We start from the raw sequence: 23539 nt of genomic DNA, 5'->3' as shown, positions 1-23539 counted from the left end.
TTTCCCATTTAAAGGGCCTGCGGCGGGCCGCTCGGCGCGCCCCCATTAGTAAAGATTCCTGTACGATGCTCTTTTCGGATCTTGGGCTGAAGCCCGAAATCCTGCGTGCCGTGGACGATGTCGGCTACACCACGCCGACCCCGATCCAGGCCCAGGCCATACCTTACGTGTTGATGGGCCGCGACGTTCTCGGCATCGCACAGACGGGCACCGGCAAGACCGCCGGCTTCACCCTGCCGATGCTGGAGATCCTCGCCTCCGGCCGGGCTCGGGCGCGCATGCCGCGCTCGCTGATCCTGGAGCCGACTCGCGAACTGGCCGCCCAGGTGGCCGAGAATTTCGAGCTGTACGGCAAGTACGAGAAGCTGTCCTACGCCCTCCTGATCGGCGGTGAGAGCTTCGAGGACCAGATCAAGAAGCTGGACCGCGGCGTCGACGTGCTGATCGCCACGCCCGGCCGCATGCTCGACCTGTTCGAGCGCGGCAAGGTGCTGCTGGCCGACGTCAAGATCCTGGTGATCGACGAAGCCGACCGGATGCTCGACATGGGCTTCATCCCGGACATCGAGCGTATTGTCGGCCTGTTGCCGCCGCTGCGGCAGACCCTGTTCTTCTCCGCCACCATGCCGCCGGAGATCCGGCGCCTGTCGGAGGCCTTCCTCAGCAACCCGAAGCAGATCTCGGTGGCGCCGCCGGCGACCACCGGCGAGTTGCTCGAGCAGCACATCGTCATCGTCGAGGCCGAGGACAAGCGCAAGGCGCTGCGCCACCTGCTGCGGGCCGAGGACGTCAAGAGCGCCTTCGTGTTCTGCAACCGCAAGCGCGACGTCTCGGTGGTGTTCAAGTCGCTGCAGAGCCACGGCTTCAACGCCGCGCAGATGCATGGCGACCTGGTCCAGTCGATGCGCAACGAGACGCTGGACCGGTTTCGGCGTGGCGAGATCACCACGCTGGTGTGCAGCGATGTCGCAGCCCGCGGCCTCGATGTCAGCGACATCGGCCACGTCTTCAACTTCGACGTGCCGATCCATGCCGACGACTATGTCCACCGCGTCGGCCGCACCGGCCGGGCCGGCAAGACCGGCAAGGCCTATTCGATAGCGACGCCCGAAGAGGGCCGTTTCGTCAAGGCGATCGAAGGCCTGATCAAGAAGCAGATCCCCGTTCTGGTGCTGCCCGAGATCGGGATCGAGGGCTTCCTGTCCGAGGACGAGATCAAGCAGCGCGGCAAGGCCCGCCGGCGCGGCGAGCGTACCGAGGCACCGAAGCGCAGAGGCCGCGACTCGGCGCCCGAACCGCGCCGTGCGGAAGAGCCCCAGGCTGCCGCCGAGGAGGTCCGCGCTCCGGTCGAGGACCGGCCGCGCCGTGGCAGGCCGCGCCCCGCCCCCTCCCGTCAGGCCGATTCCCGTCGCGACGAGCCGCACCAGGCGGAGCCCGCTCCGGTCGCATCCCACCGCGGCGAAGACCGTCCGCGGCCGGTGCCGGACCGCCCGCGCCGCGATGATCGCAGCGAGGATCGGGGCCGCGACCGGCGCCATTCGCCGCGCGAAGATCGCGACGACGCGCCGGTGCTCGGCCTCGGCGACCACGTCCCGGCCTTCCTGCTGCGCCCCGTGCCGCAGCGCAAGCGCAGCGCGGCGGAGGTCACCGAAACCGCCGCCTAGGTTCGCACCGCCGTGACCGGCGTTGACTTCGCCCCTTCGCTTTCGGCACAAGGGGCGACAGCTCGCGTCGGAGCATGGAAGCGGCAGTGAAGCGAATCAATCGGTTATCGACCTTTCTCGGCGCCGTTTCCGTGACCGCTATGCTCACGTCGATCGGCGCGTCGGCCCAGGAGCAGGGCCAGCAGCAGCCGGCCATACCGGCCGTGGAGCAGCAGACGCAGCCTGCCGCGCCAGCCGCGGAGCTGCCCTCCCGGCCCGACACGCCGGCCGGGCAGCAGCAGCCCCCGGTGATCAGCGCCGATGAGTTGATCTACGACCAGACGCTTGGTCTCGTCACCGCCCGCGGCAAGGTCGAGATCCACCAGAATCACCAGATCGTCCGGGCCGACCAGGTCACCTACAACCAGAAGACCCAGGTGGTCGCCGCCAGCGGCCACGTCACCATGGTGCAGCCGGGCGGCGAAGTGATGTTCGGCGACTACGCCGAGCTGACCGACGACCTGAAGGACGGCTTCATCCAGCAGGTGTCGCTGATCCTGTCCGACAACTCGCGCATGGTCGGCAACAGCGCGGTGCGCGAGCGCGGCGAGATCACCACCATCGACCGCGCCGTCTACTCGCCCTGCAACCTGTGCAAGGACGATCCCACGGCGCCGCCGCTGTGGCAGATCCGCGCCGTGCGGGTCACCAACGACGCGGTGTCGAAGGACATCATCTACCACGACGCCTTCATCGACCTGTTCGGCGTGCCGCTGTTCTACACGCCCTATTTCTCGATGCCCGATCCCTCGGTCGACCGCCGCCAAGGCTTCCTGTTCCCAACCTTCGGCGCGACCTCCGACGTCGGGCCGTTCTTCGGGCTGCAGTATTATTTCGACATCTCGCCGGACCAGGACGCCACGGTCGGCGCCATGGTGACGCGCGATGCCGGCACGCTGTTCACCGGCGAGTACCGCAAGCGCTTCGACAAGGGCCTGATCACCCTTAACGGCAGCATCAACCAGAGCGGCTACGACAAGCTCCTGAGCGACAATTCAGGCTTCAACGGCAGCAACCTCGATTTCCGCTCGCAGCAGGTGCGCTGGCACCTCTTCGGCTCCGCCCGTTACGACTTCGACCAGAACTGGCGGTTCGGGACCGACATCCAGCGCACCTCGGACCGGACCTATCTCGACAACTTCAACATCTCCAGCTCCGACGTGCTGCAGAGCCGGGCCTATGCCGAGGGCTTCTACGGCCTGAACTACATCTCGGTCGAGGCGTTGGACTGGCAGGATTTGCGCACCCCCGGCACCGGGATCGGCAACAAGGGCTTCTCGCCCACCGTCCTGCCCTGGGCCCAGGCCAACTACGTCAGCGAGCCGAATACCCTCTTCGGCGGCCAGTGGTTCGTCAACGCCAGCGCCATCAGCCTGCTGCGCGACTTCGACCCGGTGACCAGCGACCCCACCCGCGGCGTCGACACCCGCCGCCTGTCCAGCCAGGTCGGCTGGCAGCGCGACTTCTACACCGACAGCGGCATCGTGCTGAACGCGCGCGGCTATCTGCGCGGCGACCTGTACCAGTCGAACGACATGCCCGACGGGACCAAGGTGATCGATGGCGGGCCCGACGAGGTCCTGACCCGGGACGCCAACGCCGCCCGGCTCTTCCCGGTCGCCACCCTGACTGCGCGCTACCCGTTCGTCGGCCAGATCGGCACCTACCAGCAGTTGCTGGAGCCGATCGTCAGCTTCAGCGTTGCGCCCGAGATCAGCAACGGCAAGAAGATCCCGAACAACGACAGCGCCGACATCGAGTTCGACGAGATCAACCTGTTCAGCGAGAACCGCTTCCCCGGCCTCGACCGGGTCGAGGGCGGCCAGCACGTCTCCTACGGCTTCCGCTACGGCCTCTACGCGCCGGACGGCGCCAACGCCACCGTCTTCCTGGGCCAGAGCTACCGGTTCGAGAAGGATGACGACTTCCCGGAGAGCTCCGGCCTGCGCGACAAGGTGTCGGACTATGTCGGCCGCGTCACCCTGCATCCGGCACCGTATCTGAACCTCGACTGGCGGTTCCGGCTGGACAAGGACAATTTCTACAGCCGCCGGCAATTCGTCCAGGCCAGCACCACCCCGTTGGACTGGCTGAACCTGAACGTCAACTACAGCCTGCTCGATGACAAGGGCCCGGATGACGACGGCAACACCTTCAACCAGCAGCAGCTCGGCACGGGCGGCACCGTCAAGGTCTCGGACTACTGGTCGGTGTCGACCGGAATGACCTACGACATCGAGAAGATGCGGCCCTTCACCTACAGCGCCGGCGCGCAGTATCAGGATGAGTGCTTCACCTTCGGTGTCACGGCGCAGCGCCGGTTCACCACCGCGGAGGACCAGAAGGAGGGCTACTCCTTCTTCCTGACGCTGAGCCTGAAAAATCTCGGCGAGGTGCCGGTGAAGCTGAGCGGTGAGCAGAGCCGCACCCCGGGCACCTAACGTCCCTGCTCCGGTGCTGCAATGCGGGACCAGGGCAGGACATAGCCGATACCGTCACGCTCGCCGCGCTGCACCTCGACCGCATAGGCGCGGCGCAGGTGATCGTCGGTCAGCACCGCGTCGGGCCGGCCGTCGGCCACCACCATCCCGCCCTGCAGCAGCACCAGCCGGTCGCAGAACCGGCCGGCCAGTGCCAGGTCGTGCAGCACCACCAGCACGCCGGCACCGGCCCGGGCGCGGGCCTGCAGCAGCTCCATGATCTGCAGCTGGTGGAACGGGTCCAGCGCCGCCACCGGCTCGTCGGCGAACAGCATCGGTGCCTCGACCGCCAGGGCGCGGGCGAACAGCACCCGCATCCGCTCGCCGGCCGACAACGTGGCGACCGTGCGTTGCCGCAGATGCGCGGCATCCGCCGCATCCAGCGCCCGCGCCACCGCCGCGTGGTCGGCCGCCGACATGCCGCCCAACGCCCGGCGGTGCGGCAGCCGCCCCAGCGCCACCAGATGGTCCGCCCGCAGCGGCCACTGCACATCGTCGCCCTGCATCAGCACCGCCAGGCCGCGGGACAGCCGGTCGCGGCCGAGCTGTCGGGCCGCCTGGCCGTCATAGCGGACCATGCCCGCATCCGGCGCCTGAAGCGCCGCCAGGACGCGCAGCAACGTGGTCTTGCCGGCCCCGTTCGGCCCGATCAGCCCGACCAGCTCTCCGGGCGTCAGCGCCAGGTCGATCCCGGCGAGCACCGGGCGGCCGCCGAGCGCGAGGTGGAGCCCTGTGGCATCAATCCGCATCAGGCGCTCTGCCGCAGCCGCCAGATCAGGCTGAACAGGAAAGGCGCGCCGATCACCGCGGTGACCACGCCCAGCTTCAGCTCCGGCTGCACCCGCACCAGCCGCAGCCCGATATCGGCCAGCAGCAGCAACACGGCGCCGCCCAGGCCGCTGACCAGCAGCAGCCGCCCCGGCCGGTGTCCGACCAGCGGCCGCAGCAGGTGCGGCACCACCAGGCCGACGAAGCCGATCGCCCCGGTCACCGCCACGGCGCTGCCGACCGCCAGCGCGGTGCCGGCGATCAGCTGCAGCCGCAGCCGGCCGAGGTCGAAGCCCAGGCTGGACGCGGTGTCCTGGCCCAGGGTCAGCGCGTCCAGCGCCCGTGCACCGGCCAGGATCAGGGCCCAGCCGACCATCATCGGCGGCAGCACCAGCCAGACATGCTGCAGGCTGCGGTCGGCCAGCGACCCCATCAGCCAGAAGACGATCTCCAGCGCCGCATAGGGGTTCGGCGACAGGTTCAGCGCCAGCGCGGTCAGGGCGCCGGCGGCGCTGCTGATGGCGACGCCGGCCAGGATCACCGTCATGGTGCCGGCACCGCGCCGGGCCAGTGCCAGCAGCATCAGCGTCGCCAGCACCGCCCCGGCGATGCCGCCCAGCGGCAGGGCCAAAGCGAAGCTGCCGGCGAGGCCGGTGTAGAACACCAGAACGGCACCCAGCGCCGCCGCGGCCGACACGCCGATCACACCGGGCTCGGCCAGCGGGTTGCGCAGCAGACCCTGCATCGCCGCGCCGCCGAGGCCAAGGCTGAACCCGACCAGCAGGCCCAGCAGCGCCCGCGGCAGCCGCAGTTCGAGCAGCACCAGCGCCGGCAGGCTCTGCCGCCCGGCCAGCAGGTCGCCGGCCGCGGATGCGAGGTCCAGCGGCGCATAGCCGGTGGCGATCGACCCGGCCAGGCAGGCCAGAGCGGCCAGGGCGAGACCGGTGACCAGGACCGCATAGGGCGGCGCCGCGGCTTGGCGGGGTGTGGCGCCCAAGGTCACGGCCCCTCCTCCGCCTCGCGGGCCGCGGCGGCGATCAAGGCGGCGGCGTCGGCCACCTCGGGGCCGCCGCAGGTCCACAGCCGTGCCGGCACCCGAACCAGGCGCAGATCCGGCAGGGCACCCAGGATCGGATGGTCCAGCATCGCCTCCCCCAGGGACGGCGTCCGGTTCTCCGACTGGTTCAGGATCAGCAGCCGCACCCCGGACAGGGCCACCGTCTCCAGCGGGATCTCGCCGTAATTCTCCAGCCCCCGCTCCGCGGCGAGGTTGCGGATTCCGGCCCGGTGCAGGATCTCGTCGACCAAGGAGCCGCGGCCGGCGGTGAAGCCGTTCGGGCGCAGCACCACCGCCAAGGGCGGCGATGCCGGGCTGCGGATGGCCGCCAGCCGCTCGTCCATCGTCGCGATCATCTGATCACCCCGCTCTGCCCGACCCAGCGCCGCCGCCACCTGTCGGATCTGGGCGCGGATGGCGTCCAGGTCCTTCGGCACGCCGAGCTCCAGGATCGGCATGTTCAGGCGGCGCAGCAGCGCCACCGTGCTGCGGGCGGTAAAGGTGCCGACCACGACCAGATCCGGCCGCAGCGCCGCCACCTCCTCCGCCTGTCCGTGATTGACCGGCACCGAGGCCGCCTCGGCCGCCACCACCGAATTCTCCGGGTCGCGCGCCAGCCAGCTCACCGACAGCACATCGGCACGGTCGGCCAGGCGCAGCACCAGCGCATCGGCGCAGAGGTTGAGCGAGACGATCCGATGCGGTCGGGCCATGGCCGGCGCGGCCGCGAGGCCGAGGGCCAGGAGCAGCGGGATCACGGCAATGCGGCGCATCGCGGCGAAGCTAGTGGGCGGCGGGCCGGGCGGTCAACAGCGCATCGAGGCCCAGCGCGGCGGCATTGGCACCGGAATCGGCATAGGGCGGCAGCCGGTCCTCCTCGCGCAGCTCACTGTCGCAGATCGCCACCATCCGCGGCACCCAGCGTACAACATGATCGACCAGCGCCCGCACCGCCGGCACCAGGCCGCGGCGCGAGGCGAACACCGCCTGCACCTCGCCCTCCGGCACGCGCCAGTCCCACAGCACATGCTGCAGCAGCCCGGCCTCGATCGCCGGCCGGCAGATGTAGTCCGGCAGCAGCGCGGCGCCGAGCCCGTCGATCGCGGCCTGGCGCAGGGTGAACATGTCGTCGCTGGCCAGCCGCGGCACATGCGGAACCGATTGCGGGGCGCCGGTCGCGTCGAGCAGGGTCCAGACATGGCGTCCGTCGGCATGGTGCAGGTCGAGCGTGCCGAGGCGGATCAGGTCGACCGGCTCCGTGGGGCGGCCGACGCGGTCGAGCAGCGCCGGCGCAGCCACCACCACGGCCCGGGTCTGGGACAGCACCCGCACCACGACGTCGGAGGGCTCGGTCGGCGGCCGGCGCACGCGGAAAGCCAGGTCGACGCGTTCGTCGATCACATCGACGCGGCGGCCGGTCAGCTCCATGGCGATGCGCACCGCCGGATGGGCGGCCAGGAAGCTGTTGATCAGCGGCGCGATCATGGTCTGCGCCAGGATATGCGGGCAGGTGACGCGGATCAGCCCGCTCGGCTCCGACCGCGCCTGGGCGACCGCCTGCTCCGCCGCTTCGGCCTCGGCCAGCAGGGCCTCGCAATGGCGCAGGAAGGTCTCGCCGACATCGGTCAGCGACAGCCGGCGGGTGGAGCGCTGCAGCAGCCGGACGCCGAGCCCCTCCTCCAGCGCCGCGATCCGTCGGCTGAGCCGCGACTTGGGCAGGCCGAGCGCCCGGCCGGCGGCGGTGAAGCCGCCCAGCTGCGCCACCTTGGCGAAGAGGCGAAGGTCGTTGAGATCGAGCATGGCCGCCATCCTGAATGGATTGTCTCACACATAGAACGAACCATCGCGAAAATCCAGACTACAGACAGATTGCCTCCACCGGTAAATACAATGGCATGCCACTCGCACCCATGGAGGGTTCCATGAAGATCCTGCAGATCGATTCCAGCGCACTCGGCGACGCCTCGGTATCGCGCCAGCTGACCAAGGCGACCGTCGACGCCTGGCGCGCCCGCTACCCCGAGGCCGAGCTGGTCTATCGCGACCTCGTCGCCGACGCGCCGGCGCACCTGACCGCCGAACGCGTGGCGGTGGTCAAGTTCGGCAAGGACAGCGAGCTGACGCCGGTCCAGGCCGAGGAACGGGCGCTGATCGACGCCATCGTCGGGGAGTTCCTGTCGGCCGATGTCGTGGTGATCGGCGCGCCGATGTACAATTTTGCGGTCCCGACCCAGTTGAAGGCCTGGATCGACCGGCTGGCCCAGGCCGGCCGCACCTTCCGCTACACCGAGACAGGCCCGGTCGGCCTGGCCGGAGGCCGCAAGGTGATCATCGCCTCCTCGCGCGGCGGCATCTACACCGCCGGCCTGGAGGCGCTGGACCACCAGGAGACCTATCTGCGCACGATCCTCGGTTTCATCGGCGTCACCGACATCACCTTCGTCCGGGCCGAGGGCCTGTCGATGGGCCCGGAGCATCGCGAGCGCGCGGTGGCCGAGGGGCACCAGCAGGCCAAAGCCTCGCCGGGCCTGGCCGTGGCGGCCTGAGCAGCCACTGTCCGAGACGCAACGAGGCGGGCTTTCGCCCGCCTCGCCGCACCCAAGTCTCCGACCGAAAGGTCAGCGCATCACTGGCATGGTGAACTCCGCGCCGCCTTTGATGCCGGTCGGCCAGCGCTCGGTCACTGTCTTCAGCTTGGTATAGAACCGCACCCCGTCCGGCCCGTACATGCCGAGGTCGCCGAAGGCCGAGCGCTTCCAGCCGCCGAAGCTGTGGAACGCCATCGGCACCGGGATCGGCACATTCACGCCGACCATGCCGACATTGCAGTTGCTGACGAAGGTCCGCGCCGCGTCGCCGTCGCGGGTGAAGATCGCGGTGCCGTTGCCGTATTCGTGCTTGTTGACGAGGTCCAGCGCGGTGGCGAAATCCGGCGTCCGCACCACCGACAGGACCGGGCCGAAGATCTCCTCCTGGTAGATCCGCATCTCCGGCTGCACCTGGTCGAACAGGCAGCCGCCGACGAAGTAGCCGTTCTCATAGCCCTGCAGCTTCAGGCCGCGGCCGTCGACCACCAGCTTCGCGCCCTCCTGGACGCCGATGTCGACATAGCCGCGCACCTTGTCGTAATGCTGCTTCGTGACCAGCGGCCCCATCTCCGCGTCCGGGTCGGTGCCGGGGCCGACCTTCAGCGCCCGCACCTTCGGCTCCAGCTTGGCGATCAGCTTGTCGCCGACATCACCGACCGCGACCGCCACCGAGATCGCCATGCAGCGCTCGCCGGCCGAGCCGTAACCCGCGCCCATCAGCGCGTCGACCGCCTTGTCCAGGTCGGCGTCCGGCATCACCACCATGTGGTTCTTGGCGCCGCACAGCGCCTGCACCCGCTTCCCATGCGCCGCCGCGGTCGCATAAATGTACTCGCCGATCGCGGTCGAGCCGACGAAGCTGACCGCCGCCACGCCCGGATGGGTCAGCAGCGTGTCGACCGCGACCTTGTCGCCATGCACCACGTTCAGCACGCCCGGAGGGGCGCCGGCCTCGAGCAGCTTGGCGGCCAGCCAGTTGGCGGCCGACGGGTCTTTCTCCGACGGCTTCAGCACGAAGGTGTTGCCGCAGGCGATGGCGACCGAGAACATCCACAGCGGCACCATCACCGGGAAGTTGAACGGCGTGATGCCGGCGCAGACGCCGACCGGCTGGCGGATCGAGAAGCTGTCGATCTCGCGCCCGACATTCTCGCTGAACTCGCCCTTCAGCAGATGCGGGATGCCGCAGGCGAACTCCACTACCTCGAGGCCGCGCTGGATCGAGCCCTTGGCGTCGGACAGCACCTTGCCGTGCTCCGCCGTCACCAGCCGCGCCAGCTCCTCGATGTTCTCCTCGATCAGCTGCTTGAAGCGGAACATCACCCGGGCGCGGATCACCGTCGGCGTCGCCGCCCAGCCGGGCAGCGCCTTGCGGGCGGAGTCGATGGCGGCGGCGACCTCCTCGGCCGAGGCGAAGTCGACGCGGCCCGAGACCTCGCCGGTTGCCGGGTTGCACACATCCCCGGCCCGGCCGCTGCGGCCGGGCGCGGCCTTGCCGTCGATGAAGTGATGGATCGAATCCACGCTGCGCTCCTCCAGAATTCTGTCTTGCCGACAGGCCGGACAGCCGCCCGATTTGCCGCGCCCGCGTTGACGGGCTTGGCGGCCGGGGGCTCGCTGTCGTAACAGTCGGGCCATGCTACGGCGGCGGCGTCCGCCGGCAAAGGGTCAGGATAGGGTTCATGGGTCTCGGTCTCTACGATCCGGAGAGTCGCTACCGGCGGCGCGTCTGGGGCGCGATCATCCGCGTCTTCTTCTCGATCACCGTGCTGGTGGTGGTGGCGGCCTTCGCCTATCAGATCGGGGTCGAGCGGACCCGCGGCCAGATCGCGACGCTGCAGTCCCAGGTCGGCACGCTGACCCAGGACAAGACCGGGCTGGAGCAGGACCGGGTGCGGCTGCAAGCGGCGGCGCAGACGGCGCAGATCCAGTACCGCGAGCTGATGGCCCGATTCGAGCGCGAGGTGCCGACCGGCACCTATCGCGACCTGGCCGACAAGGTGGCGCAGCGGCTGCAGACCGGGCTCGACCCGCAGCGCCTGGCCTTCTACATCGACCAGGCCTCGGCCCCGCGCGACTGCAAGCCGGGCGAGAGCAAGCGCTTCATCCTGCCGACCCAGAACGCCGCCGGATCCAACAGCTCGGTCGCCTTCGCCAACAACACCATCGCCGTGACCGGCCGCGGCGAGAGCGCGGTGGACGACAACAACAAGGCGCAGTCCTGGTTCGACCCGGCCAAGAGCATCACCGTCAACTTCCGCGGCATCGACGGCAAGCAGGCCACCGCCACCGGCGTGCTGCCGCTGTTCCAGACCATCGTGGCCGGCGACAAGGAATACCGCTTCAGCCTGGTCGAGGGTGAGCGCAGCTTCGTCCGCGTCACCAACGAGGTCTGCGCCTTCCCCTGATCCAGGAGCCGCCGATGCCGACCCTTCCGCTGCGCCGCGTGGTCATCGCTTATGAACCCGAGGCGGCGTGCCGGGCGCGGCTGGAGGCGGCCGGCTTCGATCCCGATATCGCAGCGGAAATCGCCTGCTACCTAGCCCAGGCAACCGACCTGGCCGCGATCCGGCCGGAACTGACGGCAACGCTCGGCGAGGCCGGGCTGGAGGCCGAGTTCATAGAGCTCGACGGACTGATCGGCGCCCTGCCCGGCCTCGTCGCCCGGCGCGATGACACCATCCTGTGGTGCCAGACCGACGGCATCGCCTATTACCGCGGCAGCGCCGTCAGCGCCCTGGCACGGCTGGCCGGGATCGGCAGCTACGGCAGCCCGCCCCAGGGCCAGCATCTGTGCCAGGACAAGTTCAAATGCACGGCCCTGGCCGAGGCGGCCGGCCTGCCGGTGCCGCCGACCGCCCTGGCCGAGGGGCGGCGGATCCTTGCCGGCGCCGCGGTGCTGGATGGGCCGGGCCCCTTCTTCGTCAAGCCGAACACGCTCGGCGCCAAGATCGGCATCTTCGCCGACTCGCGCGCCGCGGATGCGGCGGCGGCCCTGGAGATCGCGGCGCGGCTGTGGAACCGCTATCGCGACCGGGCTGTGGTCCAGCCCTTCCTGCCGGGCCACGACATCCGGGTCAGCGTCATGGATGTCGGGCAGCCGCTGGCCGCGTCGCTGGGCATCGCCCGGCTGAGGCAGGATCCGGGCAGCGAGACCGGCGGGGCCTTCATGACCATGCGCGACAATGCCAGCCTGTCGGGCAGCCGCGATACCGAGGGCGCCCGGACCGGCTTCGGCGAGGGGCAGCAGCGCGCCTTCATCCCGCAGTTGTCGGATCTGCGCGCCGAGGCCGGCTTGGCGGCTGCGCGGATCGTCGCCGCAGCGGAGGCCCTGGTGCCCCGCCTGGTCGAGATCTTCGGTCTGCGCGACTATTTCTCGGTCGACCTTCGGGCCGGCGAGGACGGCAGTGTCCACATCCTGGAGTTCGAGACCTGCCCGGCGGTGACGATCTACGACTTCCAGACCTATCTCCGCGACGCCCACGGCCTGTCGCTGGGCGCCGCTCTCGCCCGCTCCCTGGCCCTGGCGCATCGCCGGCCGGCGGAGCCGTGAGGCTCCGGCTTTGACCGCCGCCACGTCTGATCCAGGATGGGGCGGTGCCTGATCGCAGAAGGGGAGCAGACACATGGCCAACGAGACCGCCGCGCCGGCCAGGCCGATCTCGTCCAACGACGTGCCGTGGGAGGAATGGTCCGACATCCCGCGCTTCACCACGCGCTACCGGCACTTGACCCGCGCCGTGCTCGGCAACGACTACCATGTCGGCGTCGCCATCGAGGAGCTGGGGCCGGGCAAGCAGAGCGTGCCGGCGCACTACCACATCTTCGAGGAGGAGCATGTCTACATCCTCGAAGGCACGGTCACCGCGCGCCTCGGCGCCGACAGCTATGAGATGAAGACCGGCGACTATATCTGCTACCCGGCCGGGCAGAAGGCCGGGCACTGCCTGGTCAACACCGGCCATGCCGTCTGCCGCTATGTGGTGGTGGGCGAGCGCAACCCGAACGAGATCTGCGTCTACACCGACACCGACAAGGTGCTGGTGCGGCCCCTGGGACGGCGGATGATACTCGACCTGGCGGCGACCCGCGCTTATTGGGACGGCGAGGACACCGGCCTGCCGCCCGGCGTCGCCCCACCCGCCGATGCCGTGGGGTCCGAGCCGCCCGCAACGCCGAAGGGGCCGATCTCCTCGCATCAGCTGACATGGCGTGATGAGGGCCTGCCTGGAAGTACGCGGTTCGGCGGTCGCTCGAAGCATCTCACCGAGGCTGCCGTCGGACCGAATTATCACGTCGGCATGCTGATCGAAGCGCCGGCGCCGGGAATGCGCCTGTGCCCGACCCACTACCACATGCTGGAGGAGGAGCACGCCCTGATCCTCGAAGGCCAGGTGACGCTCATCCTCGGCGACGAGCGATACGAGCTGACGGCGGGCGACTATGTCTGCTTCCCCGCCGGCCGGAAGGTTGGCCACTCCTTCCTGAACAGCGGCCCCGGCCCCTGCAGCTATCTGATGATCGGCGAGCACAACCCGAACGAGGTCTGCGTCTACCCGGATTCGAACAAGATGGCTGTCGGCGCCCTGCGCACGCGGGATGACATCTTCGACATGTCGGGGCTGCGGCAGTACTGGGACGGCGAGGAAACGACCGGCTAAGCCGTCTGCTCGCTCCCGGGCCAGGATGCCGGATGTGACTTGACCGCTGCGACCGAGGTCATCGGGACCGGCAAGCCGCCCCTAGATTCTCTCCATCCATCGTCCCGCTCTTGCACCGTCACTGCTGGCGGCGATGTGGCCTGCCGGCAACAGATCGCCGTTACAAGGAAGTATACATTTTTGTATGTATGTTACCTTTTTGCGGCCGCTTACGGTCCCTTTGTCTCAGGCACCGAGCAAGCGGCCACCCAGCCCCATCGAGTGTGCCTTCGACACCACAGAGCCCGGCCGTCAGGCGGGCATCTCGAGTGAATTGCCCCGCATCGGTGCGGGTAGAGGGAGGCAGAATGAAGCAGGTATTGCTGGGGGGCACGGCACTGGCCGCTGCCGCGTTGATCGGAGCGATGCCGGCGTCGGCGGCCGATGCGAATGTAACGTCCGGTCTGCAGTTGAAGATCACCGGATTCGTCGCGGCGCAGTCGGCGCTGGTGCTGACCGACACCGACCACTCCCAATTCGACCGAGACTACGACTTCCAGACCAATGCGCGGCTGCAGTTCGACGTCAAGAACGTCACTGACTCCGGGCTGGAATATGGCGGCCGCATCCGCTTCGACTCGGTCAACCGGCGGGACGGCGTCCAGGTCGACCGGACCTATGTCTATGTGAAGGGAGACTTCGGCACCATCACCTTCGGTGACGGGCCGACCGTCGCCGACGATTTCGGCTATGTCTACGCCCATGACGAGCTGGCCGGTGCCGTGGGCGCGGGCGGCATGGATTTCGGCGACCTGCTGGACGGCGACTTCCCGCTGGGCGGCGGCAATTTCTACTCGATCGATGCCACCTATCTCGGCGGGCTGGCGAACGACGACACGCGCATCAAATACACCTCGCCGACGATCAGCGGCTTCAGCTTCGGCGTCGACTTCACCCCGGTCGTGGGCGGCTCGACCCATGCCGGCCCCGGCGGCCGCAATGACCTGGTCAACGACAGCAGCACGCTGTACGAGAACGTCGTCACCGGCGGCCTTGGCTGGGACGGCGACATCGGCGGCGGCACCGACCTGCGCCTCGCCGCCACGGCCGCCTACGGCAACGGCGTCTCCACCGACAACAACCCAGAGCATCACGACCTCGAGGCCTACACCCTCGGCGGCCGGGTCAAGTCGGGCGGTATCRCCGCCAGCGTGAACTGGACCCACTATTCCACCCTGTACCTGACCAGCAAGTCGGTGGACACGGTTATCGGCGATCTGAGCTACCAGTGGGGTCCGTTCCTGACCTCGGTGTCCTATGCCTATACCTGGGCCGGCAACAACAACGGCCTGACTCAGCCCGACACCGGCGCCACGAACCTGTCCGACAACCACATCGCCGGCGTGAACCTGACCTACACACTCGCGCCGGGCCTAAACACCTATGCGGAAGTGATCTACGAGAAGCAGAACTTCCGCGAGGGCAAGGATTTCGAGAACGCCAACCTGCTGACCGGCATCAACCTGGCCTTCTGAGGCATCAGGTCGATCCGTCTCGGCGGTTTGCCCGAGAAACCGGACCGCGACAGACCGCTCCTAACGGCCACTGTCTTGTCCCCTCCTAGACTGAAGATCGCGTCCGGTGATGGGGATGCGCGGCGCTGCCGGCCGCGCATCCCCTTTTTCGGTTCAGTCGAATTGCGGTGGCGCTTCGCAACCACGCTTGACTCATATAGCTCGTTGGTTATAAGTAAATTCATAGCCACTGAGTTATACGTTCCAATGTCGAACACCCATGACGTGCTGTTCAGGACGCTTGCCGATCCGAGCCGGCGGGCTCTCTTCGAGCGGTTGTGCCGCGAGGGAGAGCTGACGGTCGGGGCTCTGACCGCCCGCGCCGGGATCTCGCAGCCGGCGGTTTCGAAGCATCTCGGCGTGTTGAAGCAGGCGGGGCTGGTGCGCGACCGTCCCGACGGCCGCCAGACGCATTACAGCGCACAGCTCGGCGCCCTGGCCCCGCTGATCGACTGGACCAGCCAGATGGCCGGCTTCTGGGAAAGCCGGTTCGACGGCCTCGAAGACCTGCTGAAAAGGATGGACCAATGACCGAAACCGCGACCGAAATCCGCTCCGTGGTCGTCGAACGCGAGATCCCCCACCCGCCGGAAAAGATCTGGCGCGCGCTGACGCAGCCGCACCTGATTGAGGAATGGCTGATGAAAAACGACTTCAGCCCGGTCGTCGGACATCGCTTCAATCTCCGCGGCGACTGGGGCGGCGTGCTGGACTGCAAGGTCCTCGCGGTCGAGCCGAACCGGACGCTGTCCTATAGCTGGGACTTCGCGCATGACGATCCGGCCTATGCTCTGAAAAGCGTGGTGGTCTGGACCCTCACCCCGACCAGCGCCGGAACACAGCTGCGCATGGAGCAGTCCGGCTTCCGGCCCGATCAGAAACAGGCCTCTGGCGGCGCCAAGGCCGGATGGCAGCAGTTCCTGGCTAAGCTGGAGCAAATCCTGGTGCGCCAGGATTGAGACCATCGCCTCCCGATCCGCTCGACTTCGACAGGAGGCTTCCTTGAGTGTGTGGATCCGGCAGATTCACCGCTGGCTGTCCATCGCGTTCACGGTGACGGTCGCCGCCAACTTCATCGCCATGGGGCTGGGGGAGCCTCCCGCATGGATAGTGTATTCGCCGCTGCTGCCGCTGTTCCTGCTGCTGTTCACCGGCCTGTACATGTTCGTGCTGCCGTATGCCGCTAGGTGGCGCAGCGGGTGACCCGCCCCCAATCTGTAGATCGCGGGAGAGGGGTGCACCGGGGCACGGTGTCTGAGAAAATTGTCGTACTGCAACAGTTTAACTCAGATCCGTGCGCCCGCCACAATAGCGCCTGTTATGCTGCAGCCCGCTCCACCTCCCACCCGACCAGTGTGAGATATCCAGGCTAGCCCGCGGTCAGGCGGCAGCCGGGCGCACGGCCGGCTCGACCCGCATCACGGTCAGGTTGCGCGGCTTGCCGGAGGGGGTGATCCAGGTGATTGTCTGGCCCTTGCGCAGGCCGATCAGCGCCACGCCGACCGGGGTCAGCACCGACAGCCGGCCAGCCCCGATGTCGGCCTCCTCCGGATACACCAGGGTGACGGTGTGCTCCTCGCCGCTGGCGGCGTCGCGATAGGTGACGGTCGAGTGCATCTGGACCACGCCCTTGGCCGCGGCCGCCTCAATGATCTGGGCGCGATCAAGCTCGTCCGCCAGGAAATCGGCGACCGCGGGGAAGGCGTCCGCCGCGGCGTCGGCCAGCGCCGCCAGGCGATCGTAATCGCCGGCGGTGACGTGGATCTCCGGACGCTTGGGCAGGCTGCTGCGGGACATGCCGACTTCCTTTCTTCTGATCGGCCACTCCGGGGTCGTGCCCGGAGGGTTCGTGTGCGGCCCGGCGCATCGGGGCGACCGGGACGGGAATTCTGGTGAGGCTGGGAAAAGGGTCGCGAGAGGCGACGGAGACGAGAACGGGACAACGGGGCGGCCCGACCTTTGGGGGGCATCGCCCCCGCGGTCAGCAGCCCCGGGCGTGAAGCGGCGTTCGATGCGCCGCCAACGGCTTCGTCCACGGTGTTCTCATAAGGAATGAGATAGGCGTCCGGGCCGCGGAAATCAACTGGGTCGCTGATGCGCAGCGCCTATGAAAAAGGCCGCGCGGCGATGGATGTCGCGCGGCCGTTGGGATCGGGAAACCGGTCAGAGCACGAAGTCGCCTGCCACCAGGGCACCGTGCATCCGGACGAAGACCTCGAAATCCGCCCGGCCGTCGCCGTTGGTGTCGCCGGCCAGGATGCTGCCGGAGAAGCGCAGTTCGCCCGCGACGTTGTGGAAGGCCTGGTTGCCGAGGACCCGGGTGTTCGCGTCGATGCCGGCCAGGTCGATCTTGTCGCCCTCGACATGGATGAAGTCGAAGACGAAGTCCCGGCCGACCCCCGCCGCCGATTCCGATGCGGCGGCGAAGCGGAAGGTGTCAGCACCGCCGCCGCCGGTCATGGCGTCGGTACCGGCACCGCCGATCAGGACATCGTCGCCGGTGCCGCCGGAGAGCTCGTCCTTGCCGGCGCCGCCGTCGAGCTGGTCGTCGCCGCGCCAGCCGTCGATCGTGTCCGCACCGGAGGTGCCGACCCGAATGTCGTTGATGTCGCGGATCGCGCCGTGCAGATCGGTGAACACCTGCGCCGATGTCTCCGCGACCTCCTCGAGCGACCCGGCCAGCGAGATCAGGGCGTCGAGCTGCGACACGGCGACGCCGATGTCCTGGAACTCGGCGATCACCTCCTTCAGGTAGCCTCTGCTGCCAAGGCTAGCATGTATTTCGGGGGAGAATAAGAATTTATGCAGGTAAACAGGAATCACCACTCATCAATTGATGCAGTTATTCTTGGATATTTATATTTTATTTTTCACAAAATGATAATCAGACTTGGCCACATCAAAGCACCGTCATCGCGAGCCTCGAAGCCGGCTGGCGATGACAATCATCGGGCCTCCTGACCCATCGGAGCGGGCATTTCCCGAACTCGCATACCCAGGATGACCCGTTATCGGTTCCGTCTCAATGACGGTGTCCGAGTGTCGGGAAGCTCGCGCGGTTGCAGCACCAGCCCCGACCGTGGATCCCGCCATCGATCGGGCGCCGGGCGCTACAGGACGAAATCGGCGGCGACGAGGCCGATGGCGCCGGTGAGCTGGATGTGGAAGTCGGAGACGCCGTCGCCGTTGAGGTCGCCGGCGATGGTGGTGACGCCGCCGGAGACGGCGTAACGCAGCTCGCCGGCGTGATGGGTGAAGGCGCCGATGCCGATGAAGCTGAAGGCCTGGTTGCCGGCAGCGCCGCTGTTGGCATCGATCGCTGACAAGTCGACGCGATCGCCCTGGGCGTGGCTGAAATCGGTGATCCGGTCGGCCGCCCCGACCGTGCTGTGCGAGGCGGCGGAGAAGACGAAACGGTCGCCGCCGCCACCGCCCCGCAGCACGTCCTGCCCGGCCCAGCCGTTCAGCGCATTGGCCGCGGCGTTGCCGGTGATCTGGTCGGCGCCGGTCGAGCCGTTGACGTTCTCGATCGACACCAGGGTATCGCCCTGGGCATCGCCGCCAGCGCCGGTGCCGGTCGCGAGGTTGACCGTCACCCCGGCGGCGCCGGTGTAGTAGCTCGCTGTGTCGCTGCCGGCGCCGCCATCGAGCCGGTCGGCACCCGCACCGCCGCGGAGCACGTCGTCGCCGCCCCAGCCGGCCAGGGTGTTGGCGCCGGCGTTTCCGCCGAGGCTGTCATGGCCCAGGTTGCTGCCGGTGAGGTTCTCGATCCCGATCAGGGTGTCGCCCTGGGCGTCGCCGCCCGAGGCAGTGCCAGCGGCGAGGTCGACCGTGCCCCCGGCCGCGCTCGTGTAATAGCTGGCGGTGTCGGTTCCGGCGCCGCCGTCGAGCGTGTCGGCACCAGCCCCGCCGCGGAGCACATCGCTGCCGCCCCAGCCGGCCAGGGTGTTGGCTCCGGCGGTCCCGCCCAGCGTGTCGTTGGCCTGACTGCCATTAACGTTCTCGATGCCGACGAAGCTGTCGCCCTGCGCGTTGCCGCCGGTGCCGATGCCGGCGGCCAGGTCGACCGTTACGCCCACCGTGTCGCTGTAATAGGTGGCGGTGTCGACGCCGACGCCGCCGTCGAGCGTGTCGGCCCCGGCGCCGCCGCGGAGCAGATCGTTGCCGCCCCAGCCGGCCAGGATGTTGGCGCCGGCATTCCCGGTCAACGTGTCGCTGCCCTGGTTGCTGCCAGTGACGTTCTCGATGCCGACCAGGGTGTCGCCCTGGGCGTCGCCGGTCGATCCGCTTCCGGCGGTCAGGTCGACGACCACCCCGGTCGCGCTGTCGTAATAGCTGGCGCTGTCGTTGCCGGTGCCGCCATCCAGCTGATCGGCCCCCTGGCCGCCGCGGAGCACGTCGTCACCGCCGCCCCCACGCAGGGCATCGTCACCGTTGAGGCCGTAGAGAGCGTTGCTGCCGCCGTCGCCGATCAAGGTGTCGAGAGAGAAGATGGTGCCGACCAGGTTCTCGATCGACACCAGCGCCACGCTGCCGGTGCCGCCGATGCCGTTCTCCAGGTCGAGATAGACGTTCTGGAAGTGCCGGCGGAAATCGGCGGTGTCGGTGCCGGCGCCGCCATCCATGATTTCCTGGAATCCCTCTCCGATCGTGGAGTCGTAGAGGATGTCATCGCCGGCGTCGCCGTAGAGATTGTCACGTCCGCCACCGCCTTCGAGCCTGTCGTTGCCGGCAGCACCGCGAAGCGTGTCGTTGCCGCCGTTGCCGATCAGACTGTTGGCATCGGCGTTTCCGCTGATGGTGTCGGAGGCTGTCCCCCCGTTGACATTCTCGATGCTGGTCAGCCGAGCCTGGCCGTTGGTCGTACCTGCGACCAAATCGACCGTTAAGCCATAATAGGTGTAGTAATAATCTGCGGTGTCGTTGCCGGCACCGCCGTCCAGCCGGTCCAGCACTGCGCTGTCGGTGGCCCAGGCGATGCCGTCGCTCAACACGTCGTTGCCGTCGCCACCCGATACGGTGTCCATACTGAGGCCGCCATAGAGCGTGTCGTCGCCACCGCCACCGTTCAGCACATCGCCACCATCGAAGCCGTACAGGGTGTTGCGGCCGGCATCCCCCGTCAGCGTGTCGGCACGGTTCGTCCCTTCGACGATTTCGATCCCGCTCGCCGTCGCCCCGCCTGAGGCGGTGCCCGCTGCCAGGTCGACCATGACCCCGGCGGCTGCGTTGGCGCCTGCATACGACAGGATGTCAGCGCCTCCCGCACCGCCGTCGAACATGTCGGCTTCGGGCAGGGATGGATCGGCCAACAGCCGGTCGTTGCCTTCGCCGCCGATCAGATGGTCGATGCCCGTCCCGCCATCGAGGGTGTCTGCGTCGCTGCCGCCGTCGAGCGTGTCGTCACCGACGCCGCCGCTCAGGGTGTCGGCGTGGACACCGCCGTCGAGCATGTCGTCACCGATTCCGCCGTTCAGGATATCGCCGCCGCCCAGGCCCGAGAGGATGTCGTTGCCCCCGAGGCCGTTGATGGTGTCGCTGCCGCCCGTTCCGCTGAAGTCATCGTCGCCCGGTGTCCCGTTGATGACGGCCATGATGGTTTCCCTCCCGTTGGATTGCGGCTCGGCCCGAGCGGCGGCGCGGCCGGGCGCTACAGCACGAAGTCGGCGGCGACGGGGCTGACGCTGTAGTAGCCGTTGATGAGTTGGATGTCGAAATCCGCGACGCCGTCGCCGTCGACGTCGCCGGAGATGATGGTGCGGGCGCCGACCTCGTCATAGCGCAGTTGCCCGGCGACGCCGGTGAAGAGGCCGCGGCCGATGAAGCTGAAGGCCTGATCGCCAGCGACGCCGGTGTCGGCGTCGATCGCCGCCAGGTCGATCTTGTCCCCTTCGACGTGGCTGAAATCGGTGATCAGGTCGGCATCGGCTCCGACCGCGCTGTCCGACGTGGCGGAAAAGACGAAGCGGTCGGTGCCGTAGTAGCCGCCGTCGCCGTCCAGTATATCGGTACCCGCCCCGCCGCGGAGCACGTCGTTGCCCCCCTGGCCAGTCAGCCGGTTGTCACCGGCATCTCCGCTGAGCGTGTCGTTGCCGCCGTTGCTGCCGCTAAGGTTCTCGATGCCGATCAGGGTGTCGCCCTGGGCGTCGCCGCCCGACCCGGTGCCGGCCGCGAGGTCGACCGTCACCCCGGCGCTGGTGAAGTAACTGGCGGTGTCGATGCCGGCGCCGCCGATCAGTTGGTCGGCACCCGCTCCGCCACGGAGCACGTCATCGCCGCCCTGGCCGTCCAGCCGATTGGCACCGGCATCGCCGTTGAGTGTGTCGTAGCCCTGGCTGCCGACCACGTTCTCGATCGAAACGAGGGTGTCGCCGTCGCCGTTGCCGGCCGACAGATTGACCGTGACCGATGTGCTGTTGGTGACGTAGCTGACGGTATCGATGCCGGCGCCGCCGTCGAGGCGGTCGGCGGCGCCGCCGCCCTGAAGCACATCGTCCCCGCCCAGGCCCCGCAGCACGTTGGCGACGGCGTTGCCGGTGAGCTGGTCGTCGCCCTGGGTGCCGTCGACATTCTCGATCGAGACGAGGACATCGCCCTGGGCGTCGCCGCCGCTACTGGTGCCGGCGGCGAGATCGATCGTGACCCCGATATTGCCGGTGTCGTAGCGGGCCGTGTCGTAGCCGGCGCCGCCATCGAGGCGATCGGCCCCGGCACCGCCCTGAAGCACGTCATTGCCATTCCAGCCCTGCAGCATGTTGACGCCGCCATCGCCGGTCAGGGTGTCGGCGCCCTGGCTGCCGGAGAGGTTCTCGATCCCGGTCAGGGTGTCGCCCTGGGCGTCGCCGCCGCTGGCCGCGCCGGTGGACAGGTCCACGACGATCCCGGCGCTGCCGGTGTAATAGCTGACGGTATCGACGCCGGCGCCGCCGTCGAGGCGGTCGGCCCCGGCGCCGCCGCGAAGCACGTCGTCGCCGCCCAAGCCGGCCAGCGCATTAGCGCCGGCGTTGCCGGCGAGGGTGTCGTTGCCGTGGCTGCCGTCGACATTCTCGACCTGTTGCAGGATGTCGCCCTGGGCATTGCCGCCGGACCCGGTTCCGGCCGCGAGGTCGATGATCACGCCGGCGGTGCCCTCGGCATAGCTGGCGGTGTCGCTGCCGTCGCCGCCGATCAGCCGGTCCGCGCCCGCCCCGCCGCGGAGCAAATCGTCGCCGGCATTGCCGTCCAGGAGATTGGCGCCGGCATTGCCGAAGAGCGTGTCGTCGCCCTGGCTGCCGGCGACGTTCTCGATCGACACCAGGACGTCACCCTGGGCGCTACCGCCGGATGCGGTTCCGGCCGCCAGGTCGATGGCTATGCCGACAGTGCCCTCATCGTAGCTGGCGGTATCCGTGCCGACGCCGCCGTCCAGCCGGTCCGCGCCGGCCCTGCCGCGGAGCAGGTCGTTGCCGCCCCAGCCGGCCAGGACGTTCGCGCCGGCATCCCCGCTCAGCGTGTCATTGCCCTGGCCGCTGCCGGTGACGTTCTCGATCGATGCCAGGGTATCGTTGACGGCGCCCAATGCGGTGCCGGCGGCAAGATCGACGACCACGCCGCTGCTGCCCCTGTTGTAATAGGTGGCGGTGTCGATGCCGGCGCCACCGTCCAGCTGATTGCCGGCCGCCCAGCCGCGGATCAGGTCATCGCCGCCGCCGCCTTGCAGATCGTCGCCGCCGCCGAGTCCATCGATGACGTTGTTGCCGTCATCGCCGATCAGGGTGTCGAAGTTGTAAACAGTGCCGATCAGGTTCTCGATCGACACCAGCGTCACCGTCCGGTCGCCGTCGATGCCGAGGCCGGTCTGCAGGTTGAGATAGATGGACCGGAGATAGCCGCTGTAGTCGACGGTGTCGGTGCCGGCGCCGCCGTCCATCAGGACGGGGACAGCGACACCGAATGCGAGGCCGGAAGACAGGAGAACGTCGTTGCCGGCATCGCCATAGAGGCTGTCGGAACCGCCGCCGCCGTCGAGCCTGTCGTTGCCGGCGGCACCGTGGAGCGTGTCGTTGCTGTTGCTGACGCCCGTCAGACTATTGGCTTCGGCGTTTCCGGTGATGCTGCCCCCGCCGTGAACGTTCTCGATGCCGGTCAGGCAGACCACGCCGTTGATCGTGCCGGCGGCAAGATCGATCGTGCCCACAGCTTCCACGGTGTCGATGCCGGCGCCGCCGTCGAGCTGATCGAGCCCTGCCCCGCCGCGGAGCAGGTCGTTGCCGGCGCCGCCGATCAGAGTATCGTCACCGTTGCCGCCCTCGAGCAGGTTGTTGCCGGCATCCCCGGTCAGCGAATCGTCATAGTTCGACCCGACGACGTTCTCGATCCCGCTCAGCGTTGCCCCGCCGGAGCCGGTGCCCGTGGCCAGGTTCACCGTCACCCCGCTGGTTCCGCTGATGGAGGTGTAGTACATCGTGTCGACGCCGGCACCGCCCTCGATGACGTCGCCGGGCCCGTCGTCCAGCGTGCCGTCGGATTTGAACGGATCGACCGACAGCACGTCGTCGCCGGCGCCGCCGATCAGGTGGTCGATGCCCGTGCCTGCCCTGAGCACGTCGGATCCATTCAGGCCCGAAAGCGTGTCGTTGCCGGCGAGGCCGTTGATGGTGTCGTTGCCATCCGGGGCGGGGAAATTCGTGCCGATGAGAGTGTCGTTTCCCGCGGTTCCATTGAAGGTGGGCATGATGGTTCCTCTCCTG

19 protein-coding genes are annotated in these 23539 nt (G+C 68.5%); 10 read left to right on the top strand and 9 right to left on the bottom strand.

The features are described from left to right. Positions 1 to 65: 65 nt before the first annotated feature. Positions 66 to 1664 carry a DEAD/DEAH box helicase gene (locus AB4Z01_RS18635; RefSeq protein ID WP_441696039.1) on the top strand — a complete coding sequence of 533 codons (1599 nt, stop codon included), beginning with the start codon at positions 66 to 68 and terminating at the stop codon, positions 1662 to 1664. A 140-nt stretch (positions 1665 to 1804) separates the two neighbouring features. After that, positions 1805 to 4144 carry an LPS-assembly protein LptD gene (locus tag AB4Z01_RS18630; protein WP_441696056.1) on the top strand — a complete coding sequence of 780 codons (2340 nt, stop codon included), beginning with the start codon at positions 1805 to 1807 and terminating at the stop codon, positions 4142 to 4144. On the opposite strand, the gene AB4Z01_RS18625 is transcribed toward AB4Z01_RS18630, so the two are convergent. The 4 genes from AB4Z01_RS18625 to AB4Z01_RS18610 are packed head-to-tail and all read right to left on the bottom strand — an operon-like array spanning position 4141 to position 7808. Continuing rightward, on the bottom strand, positions 4141 to 4932 hold the full coding sequence (locus tag AB4Z01_RS18625) for an ABC transporter ATP-binding protein (RefSeq protein ID WP_441696038.1): 792 nt from the start codon (positions 4930 to 4932) through the stop codon (positions 4141 to 4143). The genes AB4Z01_RS18630 and AB4Z01_RS18625 overlap by 4 nt on opposite strands. Continuing rightward, entirely contained in the window at positions 4932 to 5948 is a 1017-nt protein-coding gene (locus AB4Z01_RS18620; protein WP_441696055.1) for a FecCD family ABC transporter permease, read from the bottom strand. Before AB4Z01_RS18620 ends, AB4Z01_RS18625 begins: the two co-directional genes overlap by 1 nt. Positions 5949 to 5950: 2 nt before the next feature. Then, positions 5951 to 6781, bottom strand: coding sequence for an ABC transporter substrate-binding protein (locus AB4Z01_RS18615; protein WP_441696037.1), 831 nt, complete (start codon positions 6779 to 6781; stop codon positions 5951 to 5953). A 10-nt stretch (positions 6782 to 6791) separates the two neighbouring features. Beyond that, positions 6792 to 7808: a LysR substrate-binding domain-containing protein gene (locus AB4Z01_RS18610; RefSeq protein ID WP_441696036.1), complete on the bottom strand. Its 1017-nt coding sequence runs from the start codon at positions 7806 to 7808 to the stop codon at positions 6792 to 6794. 122 nt (positions 7809 to 7930) lie between these two features. Between AB4Z01_RS18610 and AB4Z01_RS18605 the strand changes: the two genes are divergently transcribed. Next, complete coding sequence (locus tag AB4Z01_RS18605) at positions 7931 to 8554, top strand: FMN-dependent NADH-azoreductase (protein ID WP_441696035.1); 624 nt, start codon at positions 7931 to 7933, stop codon at positions 8552 to 8554. 72 nt (positions 8555 to 8626) lie between these two features. Here AB4Z01_RS18605 and AB4Z01_RS18600 read toward each other — a convergent pair whose 3' ends face one another. Further along, positions 8627 to 10120, bottom strand: coding sequence for a CoA-acylating methylmalonate-semialdehyde dehydrogenase (locus AB4Z01_RS18600; protein WP_441696034.1), 1494 nt, complete (start codon positions 10118 to 10120; stop codon positions 8627 to 8629). 158 nt (positions 10121 to 10278) lie between these two features. Between AB4Z01_RS18600 and AB4Z01_RS18595 the strand changes: the two genes are divergently transcribed. The 7 genes from AB4Z01_RS18595 to AB4Z01_RS18565 all read left to right on the top strand — a co-directional run bounded on the left by AB4Z01_RS18595 (position 10279) and on the right by AB4Z01_RS18565 (position 16013). Further along, positions 10279 to 11004 (top strand): hypothetical protein, encoded by a 726-nt coding sequence (locus AB4Z01_RS18595; RefSeq protein ID WP_441696033.1) that lies wholly within the window; start codon positions 10279 to 10281, stop codon positions 11002 to 11004. Positions 11005 to 11018: 14 nt separating this feature from the next. Continuing rightward, positions 11019 to 12149 (top strand): hypothetical protein, encoded by a 1131-nt coding sequence (locus AB4Z01_RS18590; RefSeq protein WP_441696032.1) that lies wholly within the window; start codon positions 11019 to 11021, stop codon positions 12147 to 12149. A gap of 73 nt (positions 12150 to 12222) precedes the next feature. Then, on the top strand, positions 12223 to 13257 hold the full coding sequence (locus AB4Z01_RS18585; protein ID WP_441696031.1) for a cupin domain-containing protein: 1035 nt from the start codon (positions 12223 to 12225) through the stop codon (positions 13255 to 13257). 347 nt (positions 13258 to 13604) lie between these two features. Next, entirely contained in the window at positions 13605 to 14771 is a 1167-nt protein-coding gene (locus AB4Z01_RS18580; protein ID WP_441696030.1) for a porin, read from the top strand. A gap of 246 nt (positions 14772 to 15017) precedes the next feature. Next, on the top strand, positions 15018 to 15341 hold the full coding sequence (locus AB4Z01_RS18575) for an ArsR/SmtB family transcription factor (protein ID WP_441696029.1): 324 nt from the start codon (positions 15018 to 15020) through the stop codon (positions 15339 to 15341). Continuing rightward, the gene (locus AB4Z01_RS18570) at positions 15338 to 15769 is read left to right on the top strand and encodes an SRPBCC family protein (protein WP_441696028.1); all 432 of its coding nucleotides are present in this window, start codon (positions 15338 to 15340) and stop codon (positions 15767 to 15769) included. Before AB4Z01_RS18575 ends, AB4Z01_RS18570 begins: the two co-directional genes overlap by 4 nt. A gap of 49 nt (positions 15770 to 15818) precedes the next feature. Continuing rightward, positions 15819 to 16013, top strand: a complete 195-nt coding sequence (locus tag AB4Z01_RS18565; protein WP_441696054.1) for a hypothetical protein — start codon at positions 15819 to 15821, stop codon at positions 16011 to 16013. Positions 16014 to 16190: 177 nt separating this feature from the next. Here the strand turns inward: AB4Z01_RS18565 and rnk are convergent, their stop codons facing one another. The 4 genes from rnk to AB4Z01_RS18545 all read right to left on the bottom strand — a co-directional run bounded on the left by rnk (position 16191) and on the right by AB4Z01_RS18545 (position 23523). Beyond that, positions 16191 to 16607, bottom strand: coding sequence for a nucleoside diphosphate kinase regulator (gene rnk, locus AB4Z01_RS18560; protein WP_441696027.1), 417 nt, complete (start codon positions 16605 to 16607; stop codon positions 16191 to 16193). Positions 16608 to 16973: 366 nt separating this feature from the next. Then, positions 16974 to 17552, bottom strand: a complete 579-nt coding sequence (locus AB4Z01_RS18555; RefSeq protein WP_441696026.1) for a calcium-binding protein — start codon at positions 17550 to 17552, stop codon at positions 16974 to 16976. Positions 17553 to 17920: 368 nt separating this feature from the next. Further along, complete coding sequence (locus tag AB4Z01_RS18550) at positions 17921 to 20404, bottom strand: beta strand repeat-containing protein (RefSeq protein ID WP_441696025.1); 2484 nt, start codon at positions 20402 to 20404, stop codon at positions 17921 to 17923. Positions 20405 to 20460: 56 nt separating this feature from the next. Beyond that, complete coding sequence (locus tag AB4Z01_RS18545; protein ID WP_441696024.1) at positions 20461 to 23523, bottom strand: hypothetical protein; 3063 nt, start codon at positions 23521 to 23523, stop codon at positions 20461 to 20463. Positions 23524 to 23539: the final 16 nt, after the last annotated feature.

The sequence above is a fragment of the Inquilinus sp. YAF38 genome (assembly GCF_052113205.1).
Classification (GTDB): Bacteria; Pseudomonadota; Alphaproteobacteria; order DSM-16000; family Inquilinaceae; genus Inquilinus.
This window is presented reverse-complemented; position numbering and strand designations above follow the sequence as displayed.

Coding starts and splice junctions, on each gene's coding strand:
- AB4Z01_RS18635 (WP_441696039.1), top strand. CDS start 66: ATGCTCTTTTCGGATCTTGGGCTGAAGCCCGAAATCCTGCGTGCCGTG.
- AB4Z01_RS18630 (WP_441696056.1), top strand. CDS start 1,805: ATGCTCACGTCGATCGGCGCGTCGGCCCAGGAGCAGGGCCAGCAGCAG.
- AB4Z01_RS18625 (WP_441696038.1), bottom strand. CDS start 4,932: ATGCGGATTGATGCCACAGGGCTCCACCTCGCGCTCGGCGGCCGCCCG.
- AB4Z01_RS18615 (WP_441696037.1), bottom strand. CDS start 6,781: ATGCGCCGCATTGCCGTGATCCCGCTGCTCCTGGCCCTCGGCCTCGCG.
- AB4Z01_RS18610 (WP_441696036.1), bottom strand. CDS start 7,808: ATGCTCGATCTCAACGACCTTCGCCTCTTCGCCAAGGTGGCGCAGCTG.
- AB4Z01_RS18605 (WP_441696035.1), top strand. CDS start 7,931: ATGAAGATCCTGCAGATCGATTCCAGCGCACTCGGCGACGCCTCGGTA.
- AB4Z01_RS18595 (WP_441696033.1), top strand. CDS start 10,279: ATGGGTCTCGGTCTCTACGATCCGGAGAGTCGCTACCGGCGGCGCGTC.
- AB4Z01_RS18590 (WP_441696032.1), top strand. CDS start 11,019: ATGCCGACCCTTCCGCTGCGCCGCGTGGTCATCGCTTATGAACCCGAG.
- AB4Z01_RS18585 (WP_441696031.1), top strand. CDS start 12,223: ATGGCCAACGAGACCGCCGCGCCGGCCAGGCCGATCTCGTCCAACGAC.
- AB4Z01_RS18575 (WP_441696029.1), top strand. CDS start 15,018: ATGTCGAACACCCATGACGTGCTGTTCAGGACGCTTGCCGATCCGAGC.
- AB4Z01_RS18570 (WP_441696028.1), top strand. CDS start 15,338: ATGACCGAAACCGCGACCGAAATCCGCTCCGTGGTCGTCGAACGCGAG.
- rnk (WP_441696027.1), bottom strand. CDS start 16,607: ATGTCCCGCAGCAGCCTGCCCAAGCGTCCGGAGATCCACGTCACCGCC.
- AB4Z01_RS18550 (WP_441696025.1), bottom strand. CDS start 20,404: ATGGCCGTCATCAACGGGACACCGGGCGACGATGACTTCAGCGGAACG.
- AB4Z01_RS18545 (WP_441696024.1), bottom strand. CDS start 23,523: ATGCCCACCTTCAATGGAACCGCGGGAAACGACACTCTCATCGGCACG.